Annotated in this window: 18 protein-coding genes; 6 read left to right on the top strand and 12 right to left on the bottom strand. The window is 70.8% G+C overall.

Going from position 1 to position 18949, the window contains the following annotated elements; genetic code table 11:
• Positions 1 to 60 precede the first annotated feature (60 nt).
• Positions 61 to 2613, bottom strand: coding sequence for an MMPL family transporter (locus C5E06_RS17550; protein ID WP_104307740.1), 2553 nt, complete (start codon positions 2611 to 2613; stop codon positions 61 to 63).
• 134 nt (positions 2614 to 2747) lie between these two features.
• On the opposite strand from C5E06_RS17550, the gene C5E06_RS17545 reads away from it, so the two are divergent.
• A complete protein-coding gene (locus tag C5E06_RS17545; protein ID WP_104244553.1) occupies positions 2748 to 3380 on the top strand; it encodes a TetR/AcrR family transcriptional regulator in 633 nt (210 codons plus the stop codon).
• 77 nt (positions 3381 to 3457) lie between these two features.
• On the opposite strand, the gene C5E06_RS17540 is transcribed toward C5E06_RS17545, so the two are convergent.
• The 8 genes from C5E06_RS17540 to C5E06_RS17500 all read right to left on the bottom strand — a co-directional run bounded on the left by C5E06_RS17540 (position 3458) and on the right by C5E06_RS17500 (position 12902).
• On the bottom strand, positions 3458 to 4591 hold the full coding sequence (locus C5E06_RS17540) for an alpha/beta fold hydrolase (protein ID WP_258067747.1): 1134 nt from the start codon (positions 4589 to 4591) through the stop codon (positions 3458 to 3460).
• A 73-nt stretch (positions 4592 to 4664) separates the two neighbouring features.
• Positions 4665 to 5201 carry a histidine phosphatase family protein gene (locus C5E06_RS17535; protein ID WP_181063024.1) on the bottom strand — a complete coding sequence of 179 codons (537 nt, stop codon included), beginning with the start codon at positions 5199 to 5201 and terminating at the stop codon, positions 4665 to 4667.
• Positions 5198 to 6385 (bottom strand): ABC transporter ATP-binding protein, encoded by a 1188-nt coding sequence (locus C5E06_RS17530; protein ID WP_104307708.1) that lies wholly within the window; start codon positions 6383 to 6385, stop codon positions 5198 to 5200. The genes C5E06_RS17535 and C5E06_RS17530 overlap by 4 nt, the downstream gene beginning before the upstream one ends.
• A 145-nt stretch (positions 6386 to 6530) precedes the next feature.
• A complete protein-coding gene (locus tag C5E06_RS17525; protein ID WP_104244516.1) occupies positions 6531 to 8222 on the bottom strand; it encodes an iron ABC transporter permease in 1692 nt (563 codons plus the stop codon).
• 19 nt (positions 8223 to 8241) lie between these two features.
• Entirely contained in the window at positions 8242 to 9285 is a 1044-nt protein-coding gene (locus tag C5E06_RS17520) for an ABC transporter substrate-binding protein (protein WP_104307707.1), read from the bottom strand.
• Positions 9282 to 10238 (bottom strand): metallophosphoesterase, encoded by a 957-nt coding sequence (locus tag C5E06_RS17515; RefSeq protein ID WP_258067746.1) that lies wholly within the window; start codon positions 10236 to 10238, stop codon positions 9282 to 9284. The genes C5E06_RS17520 and C5E06_RS17515 overlap by 4 nt, the downstream gene beginning before the upstream one ends.
• Positions 10235 to 10918, bottom strand: coding sequence for a tyrosine-protein phosphatase (locus tag C5E06_RS17510; RefSeq protein WP_181063023.1), 684 nt, complete (start codon positions 10916 to 10918; stop codon positions 10235 to 10237). The genes C5E06_RS17515 and C5E06_RS17510 overlap by 4 nt, the downstream gene beginning before the upstream one ends.
• 1120 nt (positions 10919 to 12038) lie before the next feature.
• Positions 12039 to 12902, bottom strand: coding sequence for a MurR/RpiR family transcriptional regulator (locus tag C5E06_RS17500; RefSeq protein WP_104307705.1), 864 nt, complete (start codon positions 12900 to 12902; stop codon positions 12039 to 12041).
• Between the two features lie 39 nt (positions 12903 to 12941).
• Here C5E06_RS17500 and C5E06_RS17495 point away from each other — a divergent pair, with 39 nt between their 5' ends.
• A complete protein-coding gene (locus C5E06_RS17495; RefSeq protein ID WP_104307704.1) occupies positions 12942 to 13922 on the top strand; it encodes an NAD(P)H-quinone oxidoreductase in 981 nt (326 codons plus the stop codon).
• 161 nt (positions 13923 to 14083) lie between these two features.
• Here the strand turns inward: C5E06_RS17495 and C5E06_RS17490 are convergent, their stop codons facing one another.
• A complete protein-coding gene (locus tag C5E06_RS17490; protein ID WP_104244548.1) occupies positions 14084 to 14548 on the bottom strand; it encodes a DUF6892 domain-containing protein in 465 nt (154 codons plus the stop codon).
• 284 nt (positions 14549 to 14832) lie between these two features.
• On the opposite strand from C5E06_RS17490, the gene C5E06_RS17485 reads away from it, so the two are divergent.
• From C5E06_RS17485 to C5E06_RS17475, 3 genes are all read left to right on the top strand, one after another.
• Positions 14833 to 15231 carry a hypothetical protein gene (locus C5E06_RS17485; RefSeq protein ID WP_104307703.1) on the top strand — a complete coding sequence of 133 codons (399 nt, stop codon included), beginning with the start codon at positions 14833 to 14835 and terminating at the stop codon, positions 15229 to 15231.
• A 168-nt stretch (positions 15232 to 15399) separates the two neighbouring features.
• Complete coding sequence (locus C5E06_RS17480; protein ID WP_104307702.1) at positions 15400 to 16020, top strand: DJ-1/PfpI family protein; 621 nt, start codon at positions 15400 to 15402, stop codon at positions 16018 to 16020.
• Positions 16020 to 16247: a DUF1272 domain-containing protein gene (locus C5E06_RS17475; protein WP_104244502.1), complete on the top strand. Its 228-nt coding sequence runs from the start codon at positions 16020 to 16022 to the stop codon at positions 16245 to 16247. The genes C5E06_RS17480 and C5E06_RS17475 overlap by 1 nt, the downstream gene beginning before the upstream one ends.
• A 57-nt stretch (positions 16248 to 16304) precedes the next feature.
• On the opposite strand, the gene C5E06_RS17470 is transcribed toward C5E06_RS17475, so the two are convergent.
• Positions 16305 to 17354 carry a 2,3-butanediol dehydrogenase gene (locus tag C5E06_RS17470; RefSeq protein WP_104307701.1) on the bottom strand — a complete coding sequence of 350 codons (1050 nt, stop codon included), beginning with the start codon at positions 17352 to 17354 and terminating at the stop codon, positions 16305 to 16307.
• The gene (locus tag C5E06_RS17465) at positions 17351 to 18160 is read right to left on the bottom strand and encodes an SDR family NAD(P)-dependent oxidoreductase (RefSeq protein WP_104307700.1); all 810 of its coding nucleotides are present in this window, start codon (positions 18158 to 18160) and stop codon (positions 17351 to 17353) included. The genes C5E06_RS17470 and C5E06_RS17465 overlap by 4 nt, the downstream gene beginning before the upstream one ends.
• 114 nt (positions 18161 to 18274) lie before the next feature.
• Here C5E06_RS17465 and C5E06_RS17460 point away from each other — a divergent pair, with 114 nt between their 5' ends.
• Complete coding sequence (locus C5E06_RS17460; RefSeq protein WP_104307699.1) at positions 18275 to 18865, top strand: TetR/AcrR family transcriptional regulator; 591 nt, start codon at positions 18275 to 18277, stop codon at positions 18863 to 18865.
• Positions 18866 to 18949 lie beyond the last annotated feature (84 nt).

The raw sequence follows: 18949 nt of genomic DNA, 5'->3' as shown, positions 1-18949 counted from the left end.
AACGCCGACGTTTTCAACGTCAGCGTGCGGGGTAGCAGCTCGGTGCGTGAACCTGTCCCGCTAGTGCGCGGGGTGCTTGCGTTCCAGCGCGGCGCCTTCGACATCGACGTTCGGCATGATCTTGTCGAGCCACTTCGGCAGCCACCAGGCTGACTTCCCGAGGAGGTGCATGAGCGACGGCATGATGAGCATGCGCACGATGAACGCGTCGAGGAGCACACCGAACGCGAGCCCGAACCCGATGGACCGGATCATTGTCGATTCGGCGAACACGAACCCGCCGAACACGGACACCATGATGAGCGCCGCGGCGACCACGACGGCTCGGCCGGCCCGGAAGCCCTGCACGACAGCGACCCGTGCCTCCGCCCCGTGCACGTACGCCTCACGCATCCCGGAGGCGAGGAACAGCTGGTAGTCCATGGCGAGTCCGAAGAGGATGCCGACGAGGATGACCGGCAGGAAGCTCAGGATCGGGCCTGTCGCGTGCAAGCCGATGAGGTCCGCGAACCACCCCCACTGGAAGACCGCGACCACGGCCCCGTAGGTCGCGAACAGCGACAGGATGAACCCGCCCGTCGCGATGAGCGGCACGAGGATCGACCGGAACACGAGAATCATGATGAGCAGCGACAGGCCCACGACGAGCGCGATGTAGAGGGGCAGCACCGAGTTGAGCCCCTCGGAGATGTCGATGTTGATGGCCGCCTGCCCGGCGACGCCGAGCGTGATGCCGTCTTCGATCTCGGGCAGAGCGCGGAGCTCGCCGACGAGCTGCTCGGTGGAGACGCTGTTCGGCCCCTCCGCCGGGATCACCTGGAACGCCGTGAGGCTCTTGTTGTCCGAGACGCCGATCGGGGCGACCGCGGTGACGTCGTCGAGCGAAGCGAGCTTCTCGCCGACGAGCACCTGCTTGTCGAGCACGCCAGCATCGTCGAGCCCCTCGGGAAGCGTGGCCGTGACCAGCAGCGGACCGGTCGCGCCGGCCCCGAACTGCTCCTCGGTGATCGTGAACGCCTGGTACGACGCCGACTCCTCAGGCTCCGACGAACCGTCGGGCAGGCCGACCCGCATCGACAGCGCGGGAATCGCGACCGTCAGCAGCACCGCAACCCCGGCGAGCACCGTCACGATGGCCCGCCACGTCGGCATGGCCTTCAACGGTTGAGCGTGGGCTGCCCGCACCTGACCCGTCACGACGCCGACACCTCCGCTCGCCGCCCCTTCCGGGCCGGTGCCGTGCAGCTTGCGGATGTGCGCCCGCCTGCGCTTGTTCAGCACTCGCATCCCGAGCTTTCCCAGCAGCGCCGGCGTGAGGGTGACGGCGATGAGCACCGCGATCAGGACGCACACCGCGCCGGCCGTGCCCATGAGTCCGAGGAAGGGGATGCCCGTCACGTTCAAGGCGAGGAGGGCCACGATGACCGTCGCACCGGCGAACACGACCGCGTTGCCGGCGGTGCCGTTCGCGAGCCCGATCGACTCGCGCACGTCCATGCCCTGCATGAGCTGCTTGCGGTGCCGGTTCACGATGAACAGCGAGTAGTCGATGCCGACCGCGAGCCCCAGCATGATGCCGAGGACAGGGGTGACCGACGCCATCTGCACGACGCCGGAGAACGCGAGCACGCTGACGACGCCGATCGCGACGCCCACGAGCGCCGTCAGGATCGGCAGGGATGCGGCGAGCGCCGACCCGAGCAGCACGAGCAGCACGATGGCCGCGAACACGAGGCCGATCGCCTCGCCGATGCCGAAGATCTGCGGGACGCTCTGCGCGATATCCGTCGAGAACGCCACGTTCACCCCGTCGACGGGGTGCGCTTCGAAGTACTCGATGACGCCCTGCTTCGCGTCCTCGCTCAACTCGAGGCGAGGCTCCGTGAACGAGACGTTGACGATCGCCGTCGAGCCATCCTCCGAGACGAGGCTGATGCCATCCGAGAGATCGACGAGCTTCGCGCCGTTCTCCAGCTGCTGCAGCTGCGTGTCGATCTCAGCCTGCGACGCATCCAGAGTGGCCTGCTGATCGGCGATCGCCTGCACCTGCGTGTCGAGCTGCGCCTGCTGAGCCTCGAGCGCCTCGAGCTGCGCCGCCGGGTTCCCGGCCGCCTCGAGCTGCTGCTTCGCCGCATCCAGCTGCGCCTGCGCCGCGTCGAGCTGCGCCTTGCCGCCGTCCAGCTGCGCCTGGCCCGCGTCGAGCTGCGCCTGCCCGTCGGCGATCTGCGTGCGGCCGCTCTCGACCTGCGCCGCCTGGCCCTCCAGCTCGGCCGTCGCCGAGAACGGGTCGATGACATCGGCCACGTCGGTGAGGTCGCCACGGTCGGCGATCACGGAGCTGATGTCAGCCCGCTGCGCCTCCGTCAGCGCCGACCCGTCCTCCGTGGAATACACGACGGTGCCGGATGCGCCTGCGAACGCCGGCAGCTGCTCCTCGAGTTCCGAGATGACCTCGCCCGAGGCCGTGCCAGGCACGTCGAAGCTCGACGAGAGCCCCTTGAAGCCGATGAGGAACCCGCCGACGGCGAGCCCCAAGATCACCAGCCACGCCCCCACGACAACCCACACTCGGCGGGTCGCGAAGGTCCCCAGGCGGTACAGCAGTTCGGCCATCAGCATCCTCTCGACGCGCAGGATCATGCGCGCACACTCGTTGCGGCGCCCGAACCGACCCGACTGCTCGAGGGGCGCCGCCCTAGATCATACGCAACGTCTCGTCTACTCAGTTTGTGAATATGATGGCCGTCATGTCAGAGCGAGACGCCGGTGTCGAGGAACGCGCGACCACCGGCCACAAGCAGGGCCCGGTGCGCAGCGAGGCCGCCCGCGTCGCGGTACTCGAAGCCACGTCGAAGCTCTTCGCCGAACGCGGCTACGAGCGCCTCACCATGGAGGGAGTCGCCTCGGAGGCCGGCGTCTCGAAGCAGACCATCTACCGCTGGTGGCCCTCCAAGGGAGCCCTCGTCTCCGACTGCCTCCTCCAGGGGCAGCTCTTCCCCAACCGCTTCACCGTGCCCAACACGGGCGAGCTTCGGGACGACCTCACGGCCTGGCTCGGCGCAGTCCTCGCGCTCCTCGGCCAACCACAGGGCGAGCTGCTCGTGCGCTCGCTCATCGCCGCATCCGTCGAGAACGAGGACATCGGCAGGCGACTCCACGAGAGCCTCGGCGCCAGCCGATCCCTCACGGAACGCTTCCAGATCGCCATCGCGCACGGCCAGCTGGCACCGGATGCGCGCCTCGAGGAGATCGGCGAAGCCATCATCGGCGCGCTCCTGCTCCGAGCCCTGAGCAGGACCGAGTCGAGCGAGGCCAGCATCCAGCGACTCCTGGACGCCGTGCTCGGACCCGCCCAGCCGACGGGGCGCACCGGGGCCTGACGCTGGCGTAGCCCCCGGCCCAGACCCAGCCCCAGGCCTGAACCCAGCCCCAGGCCCGGCGCCGGCCGGAACGCGGGTCAACGCGTCGGCTGGCCAGTCTCGCGCTCGTCGCGCACCTCGCGCAGCTCGGCGTCGCGGAACGCTTCCACCTGCGCCCGGAAGTGCTCGGTCTTGGCTTCCGCGATGTCCCGCGGGCGGTTGTCCGCGCTCGCGAAGAACTCGTTCCACCGCGAGCGCAGCACCTGCAGCACGAGGCGCGGGGTGACGTGCACTCGACGGTTGCGGGCATCCTCGTCGGCGAGCTGCACGAGTTCGCCGGCGGCCGCTGCTGCGGCGGCCTCGGCGTCGACGACGGAACCGGCGTCACCCTCACCGGCGGGCGCAGCCGTCCCGCTTCGCCCCGCCCCATCGGCTCCGCGGGTGTCGAAGGGGTCCCTGGCATGGTCGACGCAGAGCTCAGCGACGCCCTTCGCGTGGTCGTACATGACGGAGTGCGCGGCACCCTCGATCTCCCACGTGGAGGCGTGAGGCAGGAGGCGTTCCATGTCGCGCAGCCACTGGCGCGGCACGAGCGAGTCGTGCTCGCCCCGGATGAGCAGCGTGTGGGCTTGGATGCGCGGCAGGACGTCCTCGATCCGGTAGCGCATCATCCGCGGCAGCACGGCGGAGAACCAGCGGAACCCGCACAGCAGGTACGCGCCCGTGGCGAGCATCGCCACACGGAACGGCTCGCGCGCGGACGACTCGAGGAAGCGGAACGCGAGCTTGGGGAGCGACCGCTCGCGCGGGTTCGTGACGGGCCCGATGAGCACGACCGTGCTCAGCTCGGGCCGCTGCGAGGCCAGCTCGGACACCACCTGCGTTCCCATCGAGTGGCCGACGAGCACGGGGTCCTCGAGTCCGAGCTCGTCGATGACGGTGCCGACCACGGCCGCGTACCGCTGGATGCTCATGGGCCGCTTCGGGTACGGGACGCCCGCGAACCCCGGCAGGTCGAGGGCGTGGACTGGCCCGAACTCGCCGAGGCCGGGAGCGAGGTTCTCGTAGTAGTTCGAGGCGACGCCGATGCCCGCGATGAGCACGAAGGCGCGGTCGCCGTCGGCGCCGATCGTCGAGACGCGCGCGCGGACCTCGCCGTGGCGGATGTACCGGACATCGACGCGCTTCCGCATGTGATCGCGGGCGGAGGTCGCTGCAGAGTCGTGGGCCACGGAATCCACTGTAACCAGGGCGCCGCGACCCGATCGTCAGGGCGGTGGGGGCGAGCGGTCGCCGAGGTTCGAGCTATTCCCCGAGGAAGCGCGCCGTCGGCCGACCGGCCGCCGGCTCGAGCAGCACCACCTGCCCGTTCAGGATGCGCGGGCACGTCGCCCCGGTGACAGCTTCGATCCCTGCCCGGAGGAAGACGCCGTGGCTCACGACAACCGCCGTGCCGGGAGCCCCGAGCAGGGCGGTGAGGGCCGCGCCCGCCCGTTCCGCGAGCTGTGCCGCCGTCTCCGAACCGGGGTAGTCCCCGCCCGGCCAGCGCTCGGCGGCCTCAGCCACCTGCATCCCCTCAGCCCGACCGAAGTCGCGCTCGAGCAGTCCGGGCTCGACCGCGGGTTCGGGAACGCCGAGGTGCGAGCCGACGATCGCCGCCGTCTGCGCCGCGCGCGTCAGCGGAGACGTGATCACGCTCCCCCACCGCGCCCGCGCCAGGAGCCGACCGGCGGCGTGCGCCTGCAGTTCGCCATGCGCGTCGAGCTCGATGTCGCTGCGCCCCTGCAGCCGACGCTCCAGGTTCCAGGCGGTGCGGCCATGCCGCACGAGGGCGAGCGTCACGCTGAGGTCCGCGCGAACGTGCCGGCGAGCGTGCCGTCGGCGGAAGTTCGAGCATCCGAGCGAGCGTCCGTGCTGGCGCCGGGGTCGGCGGCAGCAGGCTCCGGGGCTACGCCGTAGACGCGGGCCCGCGCGATACGCACGACGACCAGGTCGCCGACCCTGGGGCGAACTCCGCGCGTCCGCGCACGCAGCCGCAGGCCGGCCCAGTCGAGCACGAGGTCGCTGCCTTCCGTGGTGAAGAGCGCCGACCTGACCGTCGCGAGGGCAGCATCGTCTCGGCCGGCCTCGGCCCCCTGGACCTCGACCTGCACCTCGACATCGCTCGGGAGGATGGCCGCCTGCACCGCACTCTCACTGCCCCGCTCCCCGAAGTCGAGCCGAGCCTGTTCCACGCGCAGCGGGTGTGCATCCGCTGCGAACCCGGCCGCACCAGAGACCATCGCGCCGTCGACGATCGTCGCGTCGGAGAGGAACTTCGCGATGAACGGCGAGGCGGGCCGCGTGACGAGCTCCTCCGGCGTGCCGAGCTGCTGGATGCGCCCACCGTCGAGCACGGCCACCCGGTCGGCGAGGGCGAGGGCCTCGGAGCGGTCGTGGGTGACGTGCACCACCGTCAGGCCGAGCTCACGCGTGAGGGTGTGCAGCTCGAGCCGGAGACTGTCCCGCAGCGGCTCGTCCAGCGCGGACAGCGCCTCGTCGAGCAGCAGCACCCGCGGTCGCGCCACGAGTGCGCGCGCGATCGCCACACGCTGCCGCTGCCCGCCGGAGAGCGTCGCCGGGTTGCGCTTCGCGAACCCCGTGAGCCCCACCATGTCGAGCACCTCGTCGACGCGGCGGATGCGCTCCGCCTTCTCGACTCGCGCGCGGCGCAGCGGATAGTCGACGTTGCGTCCGACGTTACAGTGCGGCCAAACGGCGTGCTGCTGGAACACCATGCCGAGCTCGCGGGCCTCCGGCGGCACCGTCGCCCCGGACCCCGCAACCACCCGATCGCCGATGCTCACCTGCCCCGTGGTGGGCGCCTGGAACCCCGCGATCGTGCGCAGGAGCGTTGTCTTGCCCGACCCCGAGGGCCCGACGAGCGCGAGGAACTCGCCGTCACGCAGCGCGAGGTCGATGTCGTCGAGGCCGACGGTGCCGCTCGGGAAGCGGACGGAGACTGAGTCGAGGGTGACGGATGCCACGGGGTGCCCTTCTGGGAGATCGAACGGGACGGGAGAGCGGCTGGCGCTGGGAGCGCAGCCGGCACGGACTGGAGCGAGGGATGAGCGAGGCAGGGGTCAGCGAGTCAGGCGCGATCGAGGCAGGAGTCAGCGAGACCGAGCGGTGCTACTTCGGCGCCCGCGTGGCGATGCCGATGACGGCGACGCCGAGGAGCGCCACGATGAGCGACAACGCAGCCGCCGTGTTGAATGCCCCCGCCTGCTGCAGGTTGAAGATCGCGACGCCGAGGGTCTGCGACCCCGGTGAGAGGAGCAGCACGGAGAGCGTCAGCTCGCGCACCGCGGTGACGGCGACGAGCACCGCCCCGGAGATCGCGGCGGGCGCCGCCATGCGGCTCGAGATGTCGAAGAGGGCGCGCATCCGCCCGGCTCCGCCGATCCTCGCGGCCTCCTCGGCACTCGCCGGGGTGCTCGCGAGCGGCGCCGCCACGGCCTGCACGACCAGCGCCGTGAACGACGTGATGTAGGCGCACAGGATGAGCCACGGCGTGTTGAACAGGCCGATGTGCGGTGCGAGGACAAGCCACGCGACGGCGATGACGATGCCGGGAACCGCCTGCGGCAGCATGGCGAGCGCCCGAAGCGGGCCGCTGCCGCGCATCCGCGTTCGGGTGGCGAGCACCGCGATGCCGAGGCCGAGGAGCCCGCAGACGAGGCCCGCGAGCACCGCCAGCATCACCGAGTTCGTGGCCCCCTTGACCGCGTTGGCCGAAGTCACAGCCTTCACGACGTTGTCGAGCGTCAGGTTCTCCGGGGTGAAGGCGAGGCCGGGCGCTCGGAGCAGCGACTGCTGCAGCAGGGCGAGCAGTGGCAGCACCGTGACGGTGAGCACAAGCACCCACGTCACCACGGAAGTGGGGACGCGCCCCCGCCCGAGCGGCAGGAGCTGCGGCGCCGACGACGACGAGTCGAGCTCCCAGCGACTCCTGCCGATGACGAAGTCGACGACAAGCGCCGCGAGGGCGAGCACCAGCAGGACGACCCCGATGGTCGCGACGACCGCGAGCGGCTCATCCACGGTGCCCGACTGCAGGTAGCGGTAGACGAGCGTCGCGAGGGTCGTGTACTGCTCGGGGAGGCCGATGATGGAGGGGATCCCGAAGTCGGCGAGGTTGCCGACGGCGATGAGCACGAACGACGACAGCAGTGCGGGCCGCAGGAGCGGCACCGTGATCGTGAAGACGCTGCGTGCCGGGCTGGCCCCGGCGATGCGCGCCGCCTGCTCGAGGTCGGACGGCACCCGGCGCAGGGCAGCCGAGACGATGAGCATCGCGATCGGGTAGCTGTGCACCGTGAGGAGCAGGATCACTCCGTCGGCGCCGTAGATCGACCAGAGCGGGCCGCCGAACGCCTGCGTCCACCACAGGTTCACGGGGCTCGTCGGGCCCGCGATGCCGAGCCACGCGATCGCGCCCACGAACGGCGGCACGAGCAGCGGCGTGAGCGCGAGGAGACGCAGGCCGCGACGGCCGGCGAGGTCGGTGCGATCGAGCAGCACCGCGAGCGCCGTGCCGACCGCGACGGCACCGAGCGCGGATGCGCCCGCCGAGACGAGGCTGTTCGTCGCGGCCTCGACGACGTCGGCCTGCCAGAGAACGTGCAGCTGGGAACCGCCGGCCGCGAGCACGAGGATCGCGCCGATGGGCACGAGGACAACCGCGGCGACGGCGACCCAGAGCGCCAGCGACAGCCCGTGCACCCCGTCGAGCGTGGCCCGGCCCGAGCTGCGGGGCGCCGCGGAGGCGGTGCCGCTGCTGACAGCGGCACCGCTCCCGGGTGTTGTTGCGAGTGTGCTCATGAGAGAGACAGCGTGCTCGCTACAGGAACAGCGTGCGGAACTTCTCGACCGCGGCGTCCTGGCTGGCGCGGATGGTCTCGAGCTCCGGGGAGAGGATCGTGATCTCATCCATCGCCGGGGCACCCTCCGGGGTTCCGACGTCGGCGCGCACCGGCAGGTACGACTGGCTGACGGCGAGCTCCTGGCCCTCCGCGCTCACGAGGAAGTCGACGAACGCCTTCGAGGCGGCCTCCTCCTCGGTGTTCGCGAAGATGCCGACGGGCTGCGACACGTACGGCACGCCCTCCGTCGGGTAGGAGACGGCGATGGGCGACCCCTGGGCGGCGAGCTCGCGGGCCAGGTAGTCGACGACGATCCCGACGGGCTGCGCGCCCGTCGCGATGGCCTGGGAGACGGGGCCGTTGCTGTCGGCGATCACGGGCTCGTTCGCGGCGAGGTCCGTCAGCCACTGCTCGCCGAGCGCCGGCTCGTCGAGCCACACGGCGGCGTTGTACGCGGCCGCGCCCGACACGTCGGGGTTCGGCATGACGAGCTTGTTCGCGTACTCGGCGTCGGTGAGCTCAGCCCACGACGTCGGCGGCTCGGTGACGAGGCCCGTGTTGTAGGCGATGACGGTCGGGATGATGCGCGTGCCCGTGTAGTAGCCCTCGGGGTCGACGACGTCCTGGTTGAGCGACTCGACGTCGGTCGGCGAGTACTGCAGCAGCAGCTCGTCGGCGGCGTAGTCCTCGAAGGTGCCCGCGTCGGCGGCGAGGAACACGTCGGCCTGCACGCCACCCGAGGCCTGCTCGGTCGCGACGCGCGTCGTGAGGTCGCCCGTGCCGGCACGGAACACCTCCACCGTGACCTCCGGGTGGATCTCGGTGAACGCCGCGACGAGCGCATCCGCCTTCTCCTGCGGCTCGGACGTGTAGAGGGTGATGGTGGCGGCTTCGAGCGCGGATGCCGCCGAGGGGCTGGCGTCGCCGCTCGCCGCGGTGCTCGGGGAGCTCGCGCAGCCGGCGAGGAGGACGCCGGCGAGGCCGAAGGCCGCGAGCGCGGCTGGGGTGCGGAGGGAGTTCATGATGACCTAACTGTTCGAGGGGAGAGCGGGTCTGCGGGGGAAGGGCTGAGGGTGAAGAGCGGGGAGGGATGCTCGACGGTGACGCTGGAGGCGCTGACGCCGTCCGGCGTGAGGTGCACGAGCGAGAACATCGAGCGGTCGAAGCCGCTGACCGTGCCGGGTTCTGCGTCCATCACCTGGTGGTAGGCGAGCGCAGGCCCGACGGAGACGTGCACGCCCCGCATCGTGGCGGCGAGCGGATGGTGGAAGTGACCGGACAGGATCATCCGGACGTCGGTGCCCTCGACGATGTCGAGGAAGTCTGCTGCGTCGCCGAGCCCGGCGCGGGCGAGCATCGGCAGCGGGGACCCGAGCGGCGGGTGGTGCATGACGATGATCGAGCCGGAGCCGAACGGCTGCGCGAGCTCCGCGTCGAGCCACGCGAGCTGCTCCGAGCCCAGGCGCCCGGGAGACGAGTCGAGCAGCACGAAGCGCCACGCGCCGACGTGCACGGCCCGCGGCACGGCAGTTGTGGGCAGGGTGCCGTCGGGCAGGGTGTCGTCGGCCAGGGTATGCCCGGGCAGGATGCGCGCCGCGTCCCGGTCGTCGTGGTTGCCGAGCACCGTGAGCACAGGCACGCCCCACGCCGCTTCGAGCTCGAGGAGCGCCTCGCGAAGCGCCGGGTAGGCGCCCTCGTTGCGCCGTTCGATGAGGTCCCCGCTGATCACGATGACCTCCGGGGTGACGCCTGCCGCTTGCGCGTAATCGCTGGCCGCGTGCATCCGTCGAATGCCGTCGACCGCCCCGTAGAGGGGTGCGCCGACCGTGGCGTGGACGTCGCTCAGGTGGAGCACAGTGGTGCGGTTCGGTGCCGCGCCGGTCGATTCGGCACCTGCGCCTGCGTTCGTCGCGGTGCCTGCGTTCACGTCGGTGTTCGCGTTCGCCGCAGTGCTCGCGTGCACGTCAGCGCTCACGACCGAACCGAGGCTGCCTGGGCTGCCTTGCTGCGCAGGGCGAGCACCTGCTCGTCGGTGAGTCCGTGGCGGCGCAGGTACGCTTCGGCGCCACCGAGCTCGCGGATGATGGTGAGCGCATGCTCGAGGGCTTCCGGCGGGCTGTCGAGGTGCAGGCGGAGGATCTCGTCCCGCTGGGCTACGGGGTAGGCGGCGGCGACGGCGAGCGCGTACGGCTCGCGCACGGAGCGAACCTCGACACCGGAGAGCACGTAGTCGGCCACCACGTCGGCCTCGCTCGCACCGCCCACGAGCTGGGCCAGGGCGACGACGAGCCCGGTGCGGTCCTTGCCGGCAGTGCAGTGGACGAGCACACCGCGTTCCGCGTTGGCGAGCACCGCGACGGCCTCAGCGAGCGCACCTCCCCGCCCCCGGAGGAGCGTCTCGTAGATGTCCTCGAGGCGTCCCGCGACGGGCGGCTCGCTGCCGTACAGCGGCACTTGGCGCACCGGGACGCCGTGCTCGCGCTCGCCGGACTCGGCGCGCTCGCGGAGGTCGAGGATGAGCGAGACGCCCAGGGCACGCAGCGCGGCCTCGCCGTCGGCGGCGAGCGCGTCCGGTGATCCGGCGCGCACGATCCAGGGTGACGTCGTGCTGGCTGCGCGGGCGTTGAACAGCCCGTCGATCTCGATTGCCCTCACGAGCACCTCCCGTTGCGTGGAATCCGGCCCGTTACATTGATTCCGCAGGGCCTGGAACGTTGTTACATCGGGAGTGTGACGAGCGAGAGTGAACGCGCGGTGACGAGCGTCGAGCGCGCGGATGAACTCCGGGAGACGAGTGCGCGCAAGGGACTGAGGGGCGGAGGACGACCAGCCAGATCGACGCGCGCGCAGGTGCTGGACTGCGGAAGCGTGGGAGAACGGTCAGGTTGCGCGCGGTTCGGTGCGGTGCGGTGCGGGACGGCGCGATGCGGGCGCGGCGCGATGCGGGCGCGGCGCGATGCGGGCGCGGCGCGATGCGGGCGCGGCGCGATGCGGCGTGGCGTGGCGTGGCGTGGTTCCACAGCTTCAGGCGGCGCGGCGTGGGCTGCTCCCCGCCTAGGTCCATGTCCGCGTCCCCGCTTCCGTCTGCGCCTACGTCCACGTCCACGTCCACGTCCACGTCCACAACCAATGGGATGTGCGGGCTTTTCGCAACCGTGATGGGTTTTTACCCATCACCGGTCACCGAAACCCCGCACGCACCTCCGCAGAACCCATCACGGTGGCGAAAACCCCGCACGCCTTGACTCCACGCATCCGCTCCACCCCTCGGGACCCAGCCGCCATGACCCAGCCGGCGCGACCCGGCGCGGCGCAGCCTGATCCCCGTCCCGTCCCGCTCTCCGGCCAGTCCCCGCCTGCGTCCTCGTCCCCGCCACCCGGGCCGTGCGGGCTTTTCGCATCCGTGATGGGTTTTTACCCATCACCAGTCACTGAAACCCCGCACGCGCCTCCGCAGAACCCATCACGGTTGTGAAAACCCCGCACGAAGCGACTCCACGCTTCGACTCCACCCCTTGGGCCCCAGCCGGCACGACCCGGCCGCCACGACCCAGCCGGCACGACGCGGCGCGGGAGACGGCGACGCGAACGGGCTGGCATGCGCTGGGATTGCGGGTGCGAGCGCACTTCGGAGGTCAGTCCTCGCGGGCCAACCCTCGCAGGTCACTCGTCGCAGACCAGTCTCCGGAGATCAGTCCCAGGAGGCCAGTCCCAGGAGGCCAGTCGTCGCAGATCAGGCCTCACAGGCCAGGCCTCGGAGGCCACACCTCGGAGGTCAGTCTTCCGAGAGCGCGTCGGCCACGACGTGCCGCATGCCGACGACCTCGTCGCCGCCGATGAGCTCCGACAGGGCGGAATGGAACGCGTGGAGCACGATCGTGTGGCCGAGCCGCGCGAGGAACGGATCGATGTCGTGGGCGGTGCCCGCGGGTCCGGTCGTCACGACCACGTCGGCGACCCGTCCGAGCGGCGAGCGCGCGTAGCTCGTGACCAGCACCACGGTGGCGCCCTGCGCACTCGCAGCCTCGGCTGCCCGCAGCGACTGCACGTTCGCACCGGAGTAGCTGAGGGCGAGGCACACGTCGCCGCTCGAGAGCGAGCGCACCGCGAACTGCTGCGCGAGCGCATCCACAGGAGCCTCGACGGAGTGACCGAGCGTGCTCAGGCGCATCGCGAAGTCCTGCAGCGGGGGCCCCGAGAAGCCGCTGCCGACGAGCACGACGCGGCGGGCGCCCCGGAGCGCCGCGACAGCCGCGACGATGCGCTCAGGGTCGACGCTCTCCTGCGCGAGCCGGACCGCGTCGATCGCATCGTCGAACGTGCTCGCCTCTCGCACGGTCCCCTGCTCCCGCGGGGCGAGCGGCGCCGATCGGGCGAGGTCGAGGCGGAGGTGCTGGAAGCCGCGGAACCCGAGGCTCTGGCAGGCGCGGATGACCGTGGCCGTCGACGTGCCCGCGGCGTCCGCGAGCTCCGCAGTCGACCACTCCACGATCTCATCCGGCCTGGCGAGCACCATCTGCGCGACCTTGCGCTCACTCGGGCCGAGGGCGGCGGATGCGGCGCGCACGCGAGCGAGCACGCTCAGCTCCGGGCGCGTCACGCCCCGCAGCCGCTCTGGATCGTGCACTGGCCCTGACATGAGACGGAGGGTACACGTCCGCGTGAAACACTGACCAGCATGCGTGCAATCACGGTTCCTACCCCCGGCGGGCCAGACGCCCTCGTCCTCTCCGACGTCGACGAGCCGACCCCAGGGCCGTTCGAGGTCATCATCGATGTCGCGGCTGCCGGCGTGAATCGCGCCGATGTCGCGCAACGCGAAGGCAAGTACCCCTCCCCCGATGGCGCCCCGGCCTGGCCAGGTCTCGAGGTGAGCGGAACCGTCGTCGAGATCGGAGCATCCGTGGCCGCCTGGAAGGTCGGAGACTACGTCGTCGCGCTCCTCCCCGGCGGCGGCTACGCCGACCGGGTCGCGGTCGACGAGGGCCTCGTGCTCCCCAAGCCGCGGCGAGTCGACCTCGTCGAAGCCGCCGGGCTCCCGGAAGCCGTCGCGACCGTCTGGTCGAACCTCTTCATGAGCGCTGGCCTCGAAGCTGGCGAGACGCTCCTCGTGCACGGCGGCACGAGCGGGGTCGGCACGATCGCCATCCAGCTCGCGACCGCCCTCGGAGTGACCGTCTACGCCACCGCCGGCACGCCAGAGAAGGTCGCCATGACGGAGCAGCTCGGCGCGACCCGAGGCATCAACTACCGCGACGAGGACTTCGTCGACGTCATCGCGCAAGCCACGGGAGGCCGCGGCGTCGACGTCGTGCTCGACATGATCGGCGGCGACTACCTCGCCCGAGACGTCAACGCGCTCGCCACCGGCGGCCGGATCATGGTCATCGCGGCGCAGGGCGGCAACGAAGCGACCATCAACGTCGGCCGCCTCATGCAGAAGCGCGGCCGCATCTGGGGCACGACCCTGCGCGCCCGCCCCCTGGAAGAGCGGCGTGCGATCATCGCGCAGGTGCGCGAGCACGTGTGGCCGCTCGTCGAGGCCGGCAAGGTGCGCCCCCTCCTCGACACCGTCGAGACCCTCGACTTCACGCATCGAGCACACCAGCGCATGGAGTCCGGCGAGCACATCGGCAAAATCCTCCTCGCCGTGCGCTGACCGGCGCGCAGGACCCGAGGCTGGTCCGCCCGTGCGCACCGGCCGGCCCTCATCGACCGATGCAAAGCGGCAGACGCGCACTGCCGGACACCCGCCGGCCGACGCTCATCCACCGGCGCGCGCCGACCGACGCTCATCCACCGGCGCGCACCGCCTGCCCCTCAGAGCAGCTGCGCGTCGATGCCCTTCCGACGGAGCCCCTCGATGACCTCGTCGTCGACCCCGAGCAGGGTCATCGACGTGAGGTTCGGGAAGTGGCGCGTGTCGGTGAAGTCGGCGATATCGAAGGTGGAGTCGTCGCCGCCCCACTGCGGGGCGATCTCCAGGTAGATGTCGTTCCCGCCATCCTGGAAGAGTTCCTCGACGCTCGGCGCATATTCACTGGGCACGGGCAGCGAGCGGAAGTACTCGAGCACCTCGGGGATCGGCTCGGTGATCTCCTGCGAGAGGTCGATCTCGCGGTCGACGTGCTCTTCGAGGAAATCCGCGAGCACGAACTGCGGGGTCAGCAGCTCCTGCTCGTACATCAGCTCCTGGATGACGGCGAGCTTGAAGTTGAGGTCGGCGAAGTCGATCGCCTCGCTGGGCAGGTCGCCGGCGGGCTGGGTCTTGGTGGAATCGCTCATGCGGGCAATGCTGGCGGAAGCAGTTGAGCGTCCGCCGAGATGCCCAGGGCCGACTTGTGGTCGCTCAGGCCATCGCTTGACGACCACAACTCACTTCTCGACTCGGCGAGCGGGGCGTGGAGGCGACTCGGCGAGCGGGGCGTGGAGGGGGAGGCACGCGGGCACCGGGCCTGGCCGCTTTCGCGTTGTTGCGCAGGCTATGCGGGAGAGACCCGGCAGCACGTTCCGGAAGGCTCGCGAGGAGCATAGAGTCCACGGCATCGACATCGATTCCGGGGGGTCCCATGTGCCGAGTTGCAGGCGGAAGCCGCACATCCGAAGCCGACTACGACCACATCGTGGAGGCCGACTCTCTGCCGAGGCCGAGGTGCGGAGACACGTGGACGCGTGAGCGCGGGTACGCGGTGAAGGTGGCCGGCGACGACTGGCTGTTCTTCGCGAACCTCGCGGCCGCGTACACGTTCGGCCGCGCGGGCCACATGTCGGCGCGGTCCACGAGCTGGTCCGTGCGGGAAGCGGTCGACGAGATCAAGTTCGACGAGCAGACGGGACGCGAGGTGCGCACCCTGCATCTGCTCTTCGGGGCGGACCACGCGAATCGCAGCGCGGCGAGCGACCGCGAGCTGCTCACCAGCTTCGTCGCGAGTGTCAGCGAAAGCCCAGCGTCACCGCTCTTCTCGTAGACGAACCTGCTCCTAGACGACCCTGCTCAGAGGAGTCCACGTTCGGAGGCCCCGTCTCGGAGATATCCCGACTCGGGCATTTCCCTCGCAGGCGGCTCGTCACAGGGCAACCATCGCCGAACGCCGCAATCCAGCGCAGAACGATCGTCCTCCTGCGAGAATGCGGACATGCCTGAAGCGAAGCGTCGCATCTCCGTTGTCCTGTTCGAGGGGTTCGAGCTCCTCGACGTGTTCGGCCCGGTGGAGCTGTTCCGGCTCGACCCGTCGCTCTTCGACGTCGAGCTGATCGCACCGCACGCTGGGCCGGTGCGCAGCTCGCAGGGACCCGAGGTCATCGCGACCAGCGGCTTCGCCGACGCCACGCAGCCCGACATCGTGCTCGTCCCCGGTGGGCAGGGCACGCGCGCCCTCGCCGTCGACGCCGGGTTCCTCGGCTGGCTCGCTGAGTGGGCGGCGGATGCGCGCCTCGTGACGTCCGTCTGCACGGGTTCCGCGCTGCTCGCGGCGGCCGGTCTGCTCGACGGGTTCCGGGCCACCTCCAACAAGCGGGCGTTCGCCTGGGCGGCGTCGCACGGCACCTCGGTCGAGTGGATCCCGCAGGCGCGTTGGGTCGAGGACGGAAACCGGTGGACATCCTCCGGGGTGGCCGCGGGGATGGACATGACCGCCGCCATCATCGCCTCGATCCACGGCGCTGACGTCGCGGCGAGGGTCAGCGACGCCGCCGAACTCGACGTGCACACGGACGCGCGCTGGGACCCGTTCGCCGGAAAGAACGGACTCGCCTGATGGCCCTCGAGCTGCGCCCGAACTGCGAACGCTGCGACATCGACCTGCCCCCGCACGCTGAGGCCTACATCTGCACCTTCGAGTGCACGTGGTGCGGCGACTGCGCGGCCACGTTCGAGGGTCGGGCGTGCCCGAACTGCGGCGGCAACCTCGAGCGTCGCCCCGTGCGCCCGGCCTCGAAGCTCGCCGCGAACCCGCCGAGCACCGTTCGGGTGCACGGCGGGTAGCGACGCGGTTCCCGGCGCTCCGGCCAGGCCAACACGCAGATCAGGCCCGCACGAACGCTAAGCCCGCACGAGCACCTTCATGCCCTTGCCCGCGCGGAGGCTCTCGATCGCCCCGACCACGTCGTCGACGGCGACGTCGTCGACCCAGCCGTCAGCCGTGTATCCGCCAGCCGCCATCGCGGCGATGACCGCGTCGAAGTCGCTCTGCAGGTAGGCGAGGGTGCCCACGATCGCCGTCTCGCCCATGACGAGCTGCGTCGGCAGGAAATCCATGGGCCGCTCGTGGATGGCGACGACCACGACGCGCCCACCGGGAGTCAGGTTCGCGAGCGAGGCCGCGACAGCTGGCCCGACTCCGGCAGCGTCGAAGGCGACATCCACGCCGTCCCCGCCTGTGAGCTCAGCAACCCGAGCCGAGAGGTCCTCAGTCGTCGGGTCGACGAGGTTCGCCGCTCCGACCCCGGCGATCGCAGACCGGCGACCCTCGCTCGGCTCGGACACGATGACCGTCTCGACGCCCTTGGCGCGCAATGCGAACCACACGCCGATGCCGATCGGGCCGGCACCCGAGATGAGCGCCGTCTGCCCAGCCTGCACGCCGCTCTGCTCGACCGCGTGCCATGCGACCGCCATCGGCTCGACGAGCGCCCCGAGGCGCAGGTCGACGTTCTCGGGCAGCACGTGCAGCTTGCTCGCATCCACCGTCGTGAATTCGGCCATGCCCCCACCGTGGGAGGAGAGGCCGTGGAAGCCGATCTTCGTGCACACGTTCGGCTTGCCGCGACGGCAGGCCGCGCACTCGCCGCACGCGTAGATCGGCCACACCGCGACGCGGTGGCCGAGCTGCACCGAGTCGACGCCGTCGCCGAGCTCGACGACGGTTCCGGAGAACTCGTGGCCCAGGATCTGCGGCGGCAGCGAACCCGTGACGGGGTGCGGATGCTCGAAGTCGAGGCCCGAGCTCTCCGGCGCGTAGTAGACGTGCAGATCGGAGCCGCAGATGCCGGCGTACGCGTTGCGCAGCTTCACCTGGCCCGGACCCGGCGTGGGGTCGGCGACCTCCTCGACGCGCACGTCCTCCTTGCCGTGGAACACCGCGGCCTTCATGCGAGGAACTTCCGCAGGTCGGGGTAGCCGGTCGTCGACCAGGCACCGTCGACGACCAGGTTGTCGCCGGAGATGTAGGAGGCGTCATCGCTCGCGAGGAACAGCGCGGCCGACGCGATCTCCTCCGGCTGCGCCGCGCGGCGGAAGGGGATGCGCTCGTCGTACGCCTCCTGCACGCCGGGAATGTCGGTGAGGCCCTTCGTGAGCGGGGTCGCGACGAGTCCGGGCGAGACGGCGTTCACGCGGATGCCGTGCTCGCCGAGCTCGAGCGCCGCCTGCTTCGTGAGCATGACGGCCGCGGCCTTGGAAGCCGTGTAGCCGACACCGAAGTGCATCGGCACGAGCGAGTTGAGGGAGGCGACGTTGACGATCGCCCCAGGCTTGCCCTCGGCGAGGAACTGGCGGGCCGCGAGGCGGGTGCCGTTGAAGGCGCTGTAGAGGTTGAGGCGGACCGTGAAGTCCCAGTCGGCGAACGAGATGTCGGTGAGCGTGCCCGAGCGGGAGCCTCCCGCGACGTTGAAGAGCGCGTCCAGCGTGCCGAACTTCTCGACCGTCTCGGCGATCAGACCTGCGAAGTCGTCCTCGTCGGTCACGTCGGTGCGGCGGCCGATGACATCGCCGCCGAAGGTCTCGCCTGCTGCGGCGACGAGCTCGGCGTTGATGTCGGCGACGACGACGCTGGCGCCTTCGGCGACGAGGCGCTCCGTGATCTTCGCCCCGATGCCCGAGACACCTCCCGTGACGATCGCGACCTTGCCGGCGAATCGGCCCGCGCCGGTTGCCGTCCTGTCTGCTGCTTGCGACATTGCTCACTCCGTTCTGCCCGCCGTCGTTGGCGTGCGTTTCGAGCGTACGCCGGTTATCAGGCACCTGTCAGATAGTTTGCTGTGGACCCACCCTTCAGCCCATAGGGTGGGCGGATGGATCCGCGTCAGGCACGAACACGCGCCGCCCTCCGCGCGGCGATCTACGAGCTCGCGGCCGCGCAGCCCATCGCCGATGTCACCGTGGCGCAAGTCGCCAGAGCCGCCAGCATCACCCGCGACACCTTCTACCGGCACGCGGCGACGCCAGAGCACCTCCTCGCGGCGTTCCTTGGCGAGGAGATCGACACCCTCATGGCACCCCTCGAATCACTGCCGGCCAGCAGCGGCAGCGAGCTCAGCGTCTTCGACGAACCGGAGCGCGAGCTCCTGCGGCACGTCGCTCGCCACGCGAAGATCTACCGCAACGCCATGTCGCCGCGACTCACCGGGGCCGTCCGCGACACCCTCGTCGACCGCATCGAGACCGGCCTCCGCACGCACCTCGACCGCCACCCCGAGATCGCGCCGACAGCGCAGCCCGGCATCGACCGCGAACGCCACGCGCGCCTCCTCATCGCCTACGCCGGCGGAGGCACCGTCAGCGCCATCGAGGAGTGGCTCCGGTCCGGGGAGGTCGACGACGTGGATGCGGCAGCCCGCACGATCATCGCTGCCTCCCCCGATTGGTGGCTCGGCCGGGCGTAGGCCTGGAGTGGGCTGGGGTGGGCCGGCGGCCGGCGCCCGGCAGCGACCCGCATGTTTTGACGATGCTGTTTCCTGAGCGTGGCA

Source organism: Pseudoclavibacter sp. RFBI5, from assembly GCF_002931395.1.
Classification (GTDB): Bacteria; Actinomycetota; Actinomycetes; order Actinomycetales; family Microbacteriaceae; genus Pseudoclavibacter.
This window is presented reverse-complemented; position numbering and strand designations above follow the sequence as displayed.

Excerpts from the sequence above, each read along its gene's own strand:
- C5E06_RS17550 (WP_104307740.1), bottom strand. The coding sequence starts at position 2,613 with ATGGCCGAACTGCTGTACCGCCTGGGGACCTTCGCGACCCGCCGAGTG.
- C5E06_RS17545 (WP_104244553.1), top strand. The coding sequence starts at position 2,748 with ATGTCAGAGCGAGACGCCGGTGTCGAGGAACGCGCGACCACCGGCCAC.
- C5E06_RS17525 (WP_104244516.1), bottom strand. The coding sequence starts at position 8,222 with ATGAGCACACTCGCAACAACACCCGGGAGCGGTGCCGCTGTCAGCAGC.
- C5E06_RS17520 (WP_104307707.1), bottom strand. The coding sequence starts at position 9,285 with ATGAACTCCCTCCGCACCCCAGCCGCGCTCGCGGCCTTCGGCCTCGCC.
- C5E06_RS17500 (WP_104307705.1), bottom strand. The coding sequence starts at position 12,902 with ATGTCAGGGCCAGTGCACGATCCAGAGCGGCTGCGGGGCGTGACGCGC.
- C5E06_RS17495 (WP_104307704.1), top strand. The coding sequence starts at position 12,942 with ATGCGTGCAATCACGGTTCCTACCCCCGGCGGGCCAGACGCCCTCGTC.
- C5E06_RS17490 (WP_104244548.1), bottom strand. The coding sequence starts at position 14,548 with ATGAGCGATTCCACCAAGACCCAGCCCGCCGGCGACCTGCCCAGCGAG.
- C5E06_RS17485 (WP_104307703.1), top strand. The coding sequence starts at position 14,833 with ATGTGCCGAGTTGCAGGCGGAAGCCGCACATCCGAAGCCGACTACGAC.
- C5E06_RS17480 (WP_104307702.1), top strand. The coding sequence starts at position 15,400 with ATGCCTGAAGCGAAGCGTCGCATCTCCGTTGTCCTGTTCGAGGGGTTC.
- C5E06_RS17475 (WP_104244502.1), top strand. The coding sequence starts at position 16,020 with ATGGCCCTCGAGCTGCGCCCGAACTGCGAACGCTGCGACATCGACCTG.
- C5E06_RS17470 (WP_104307701.1), bottom strand. The coding sequence starts at position 17,354 with ATGAAGGCCGCGGTGTTCCACGGCAAGGAGGACGTGCGCGTCGAGGAG.
- C5E06_RS17465 (WP_104307700.1), bottom strand. The coding sequence starts at position 18,160 with ATGTCGCAAGCAGCAGACAGGACGGCAACCGGCGCGGGCCGATTCGCC.
- C5E06_RS17460 (WP_104307699.1), top strand. The coding sequence starts at position 18,275 with ATGGATCCGCGTCAGGCACGAACACGCGCCGCCCTCCGCGCGGCGATC.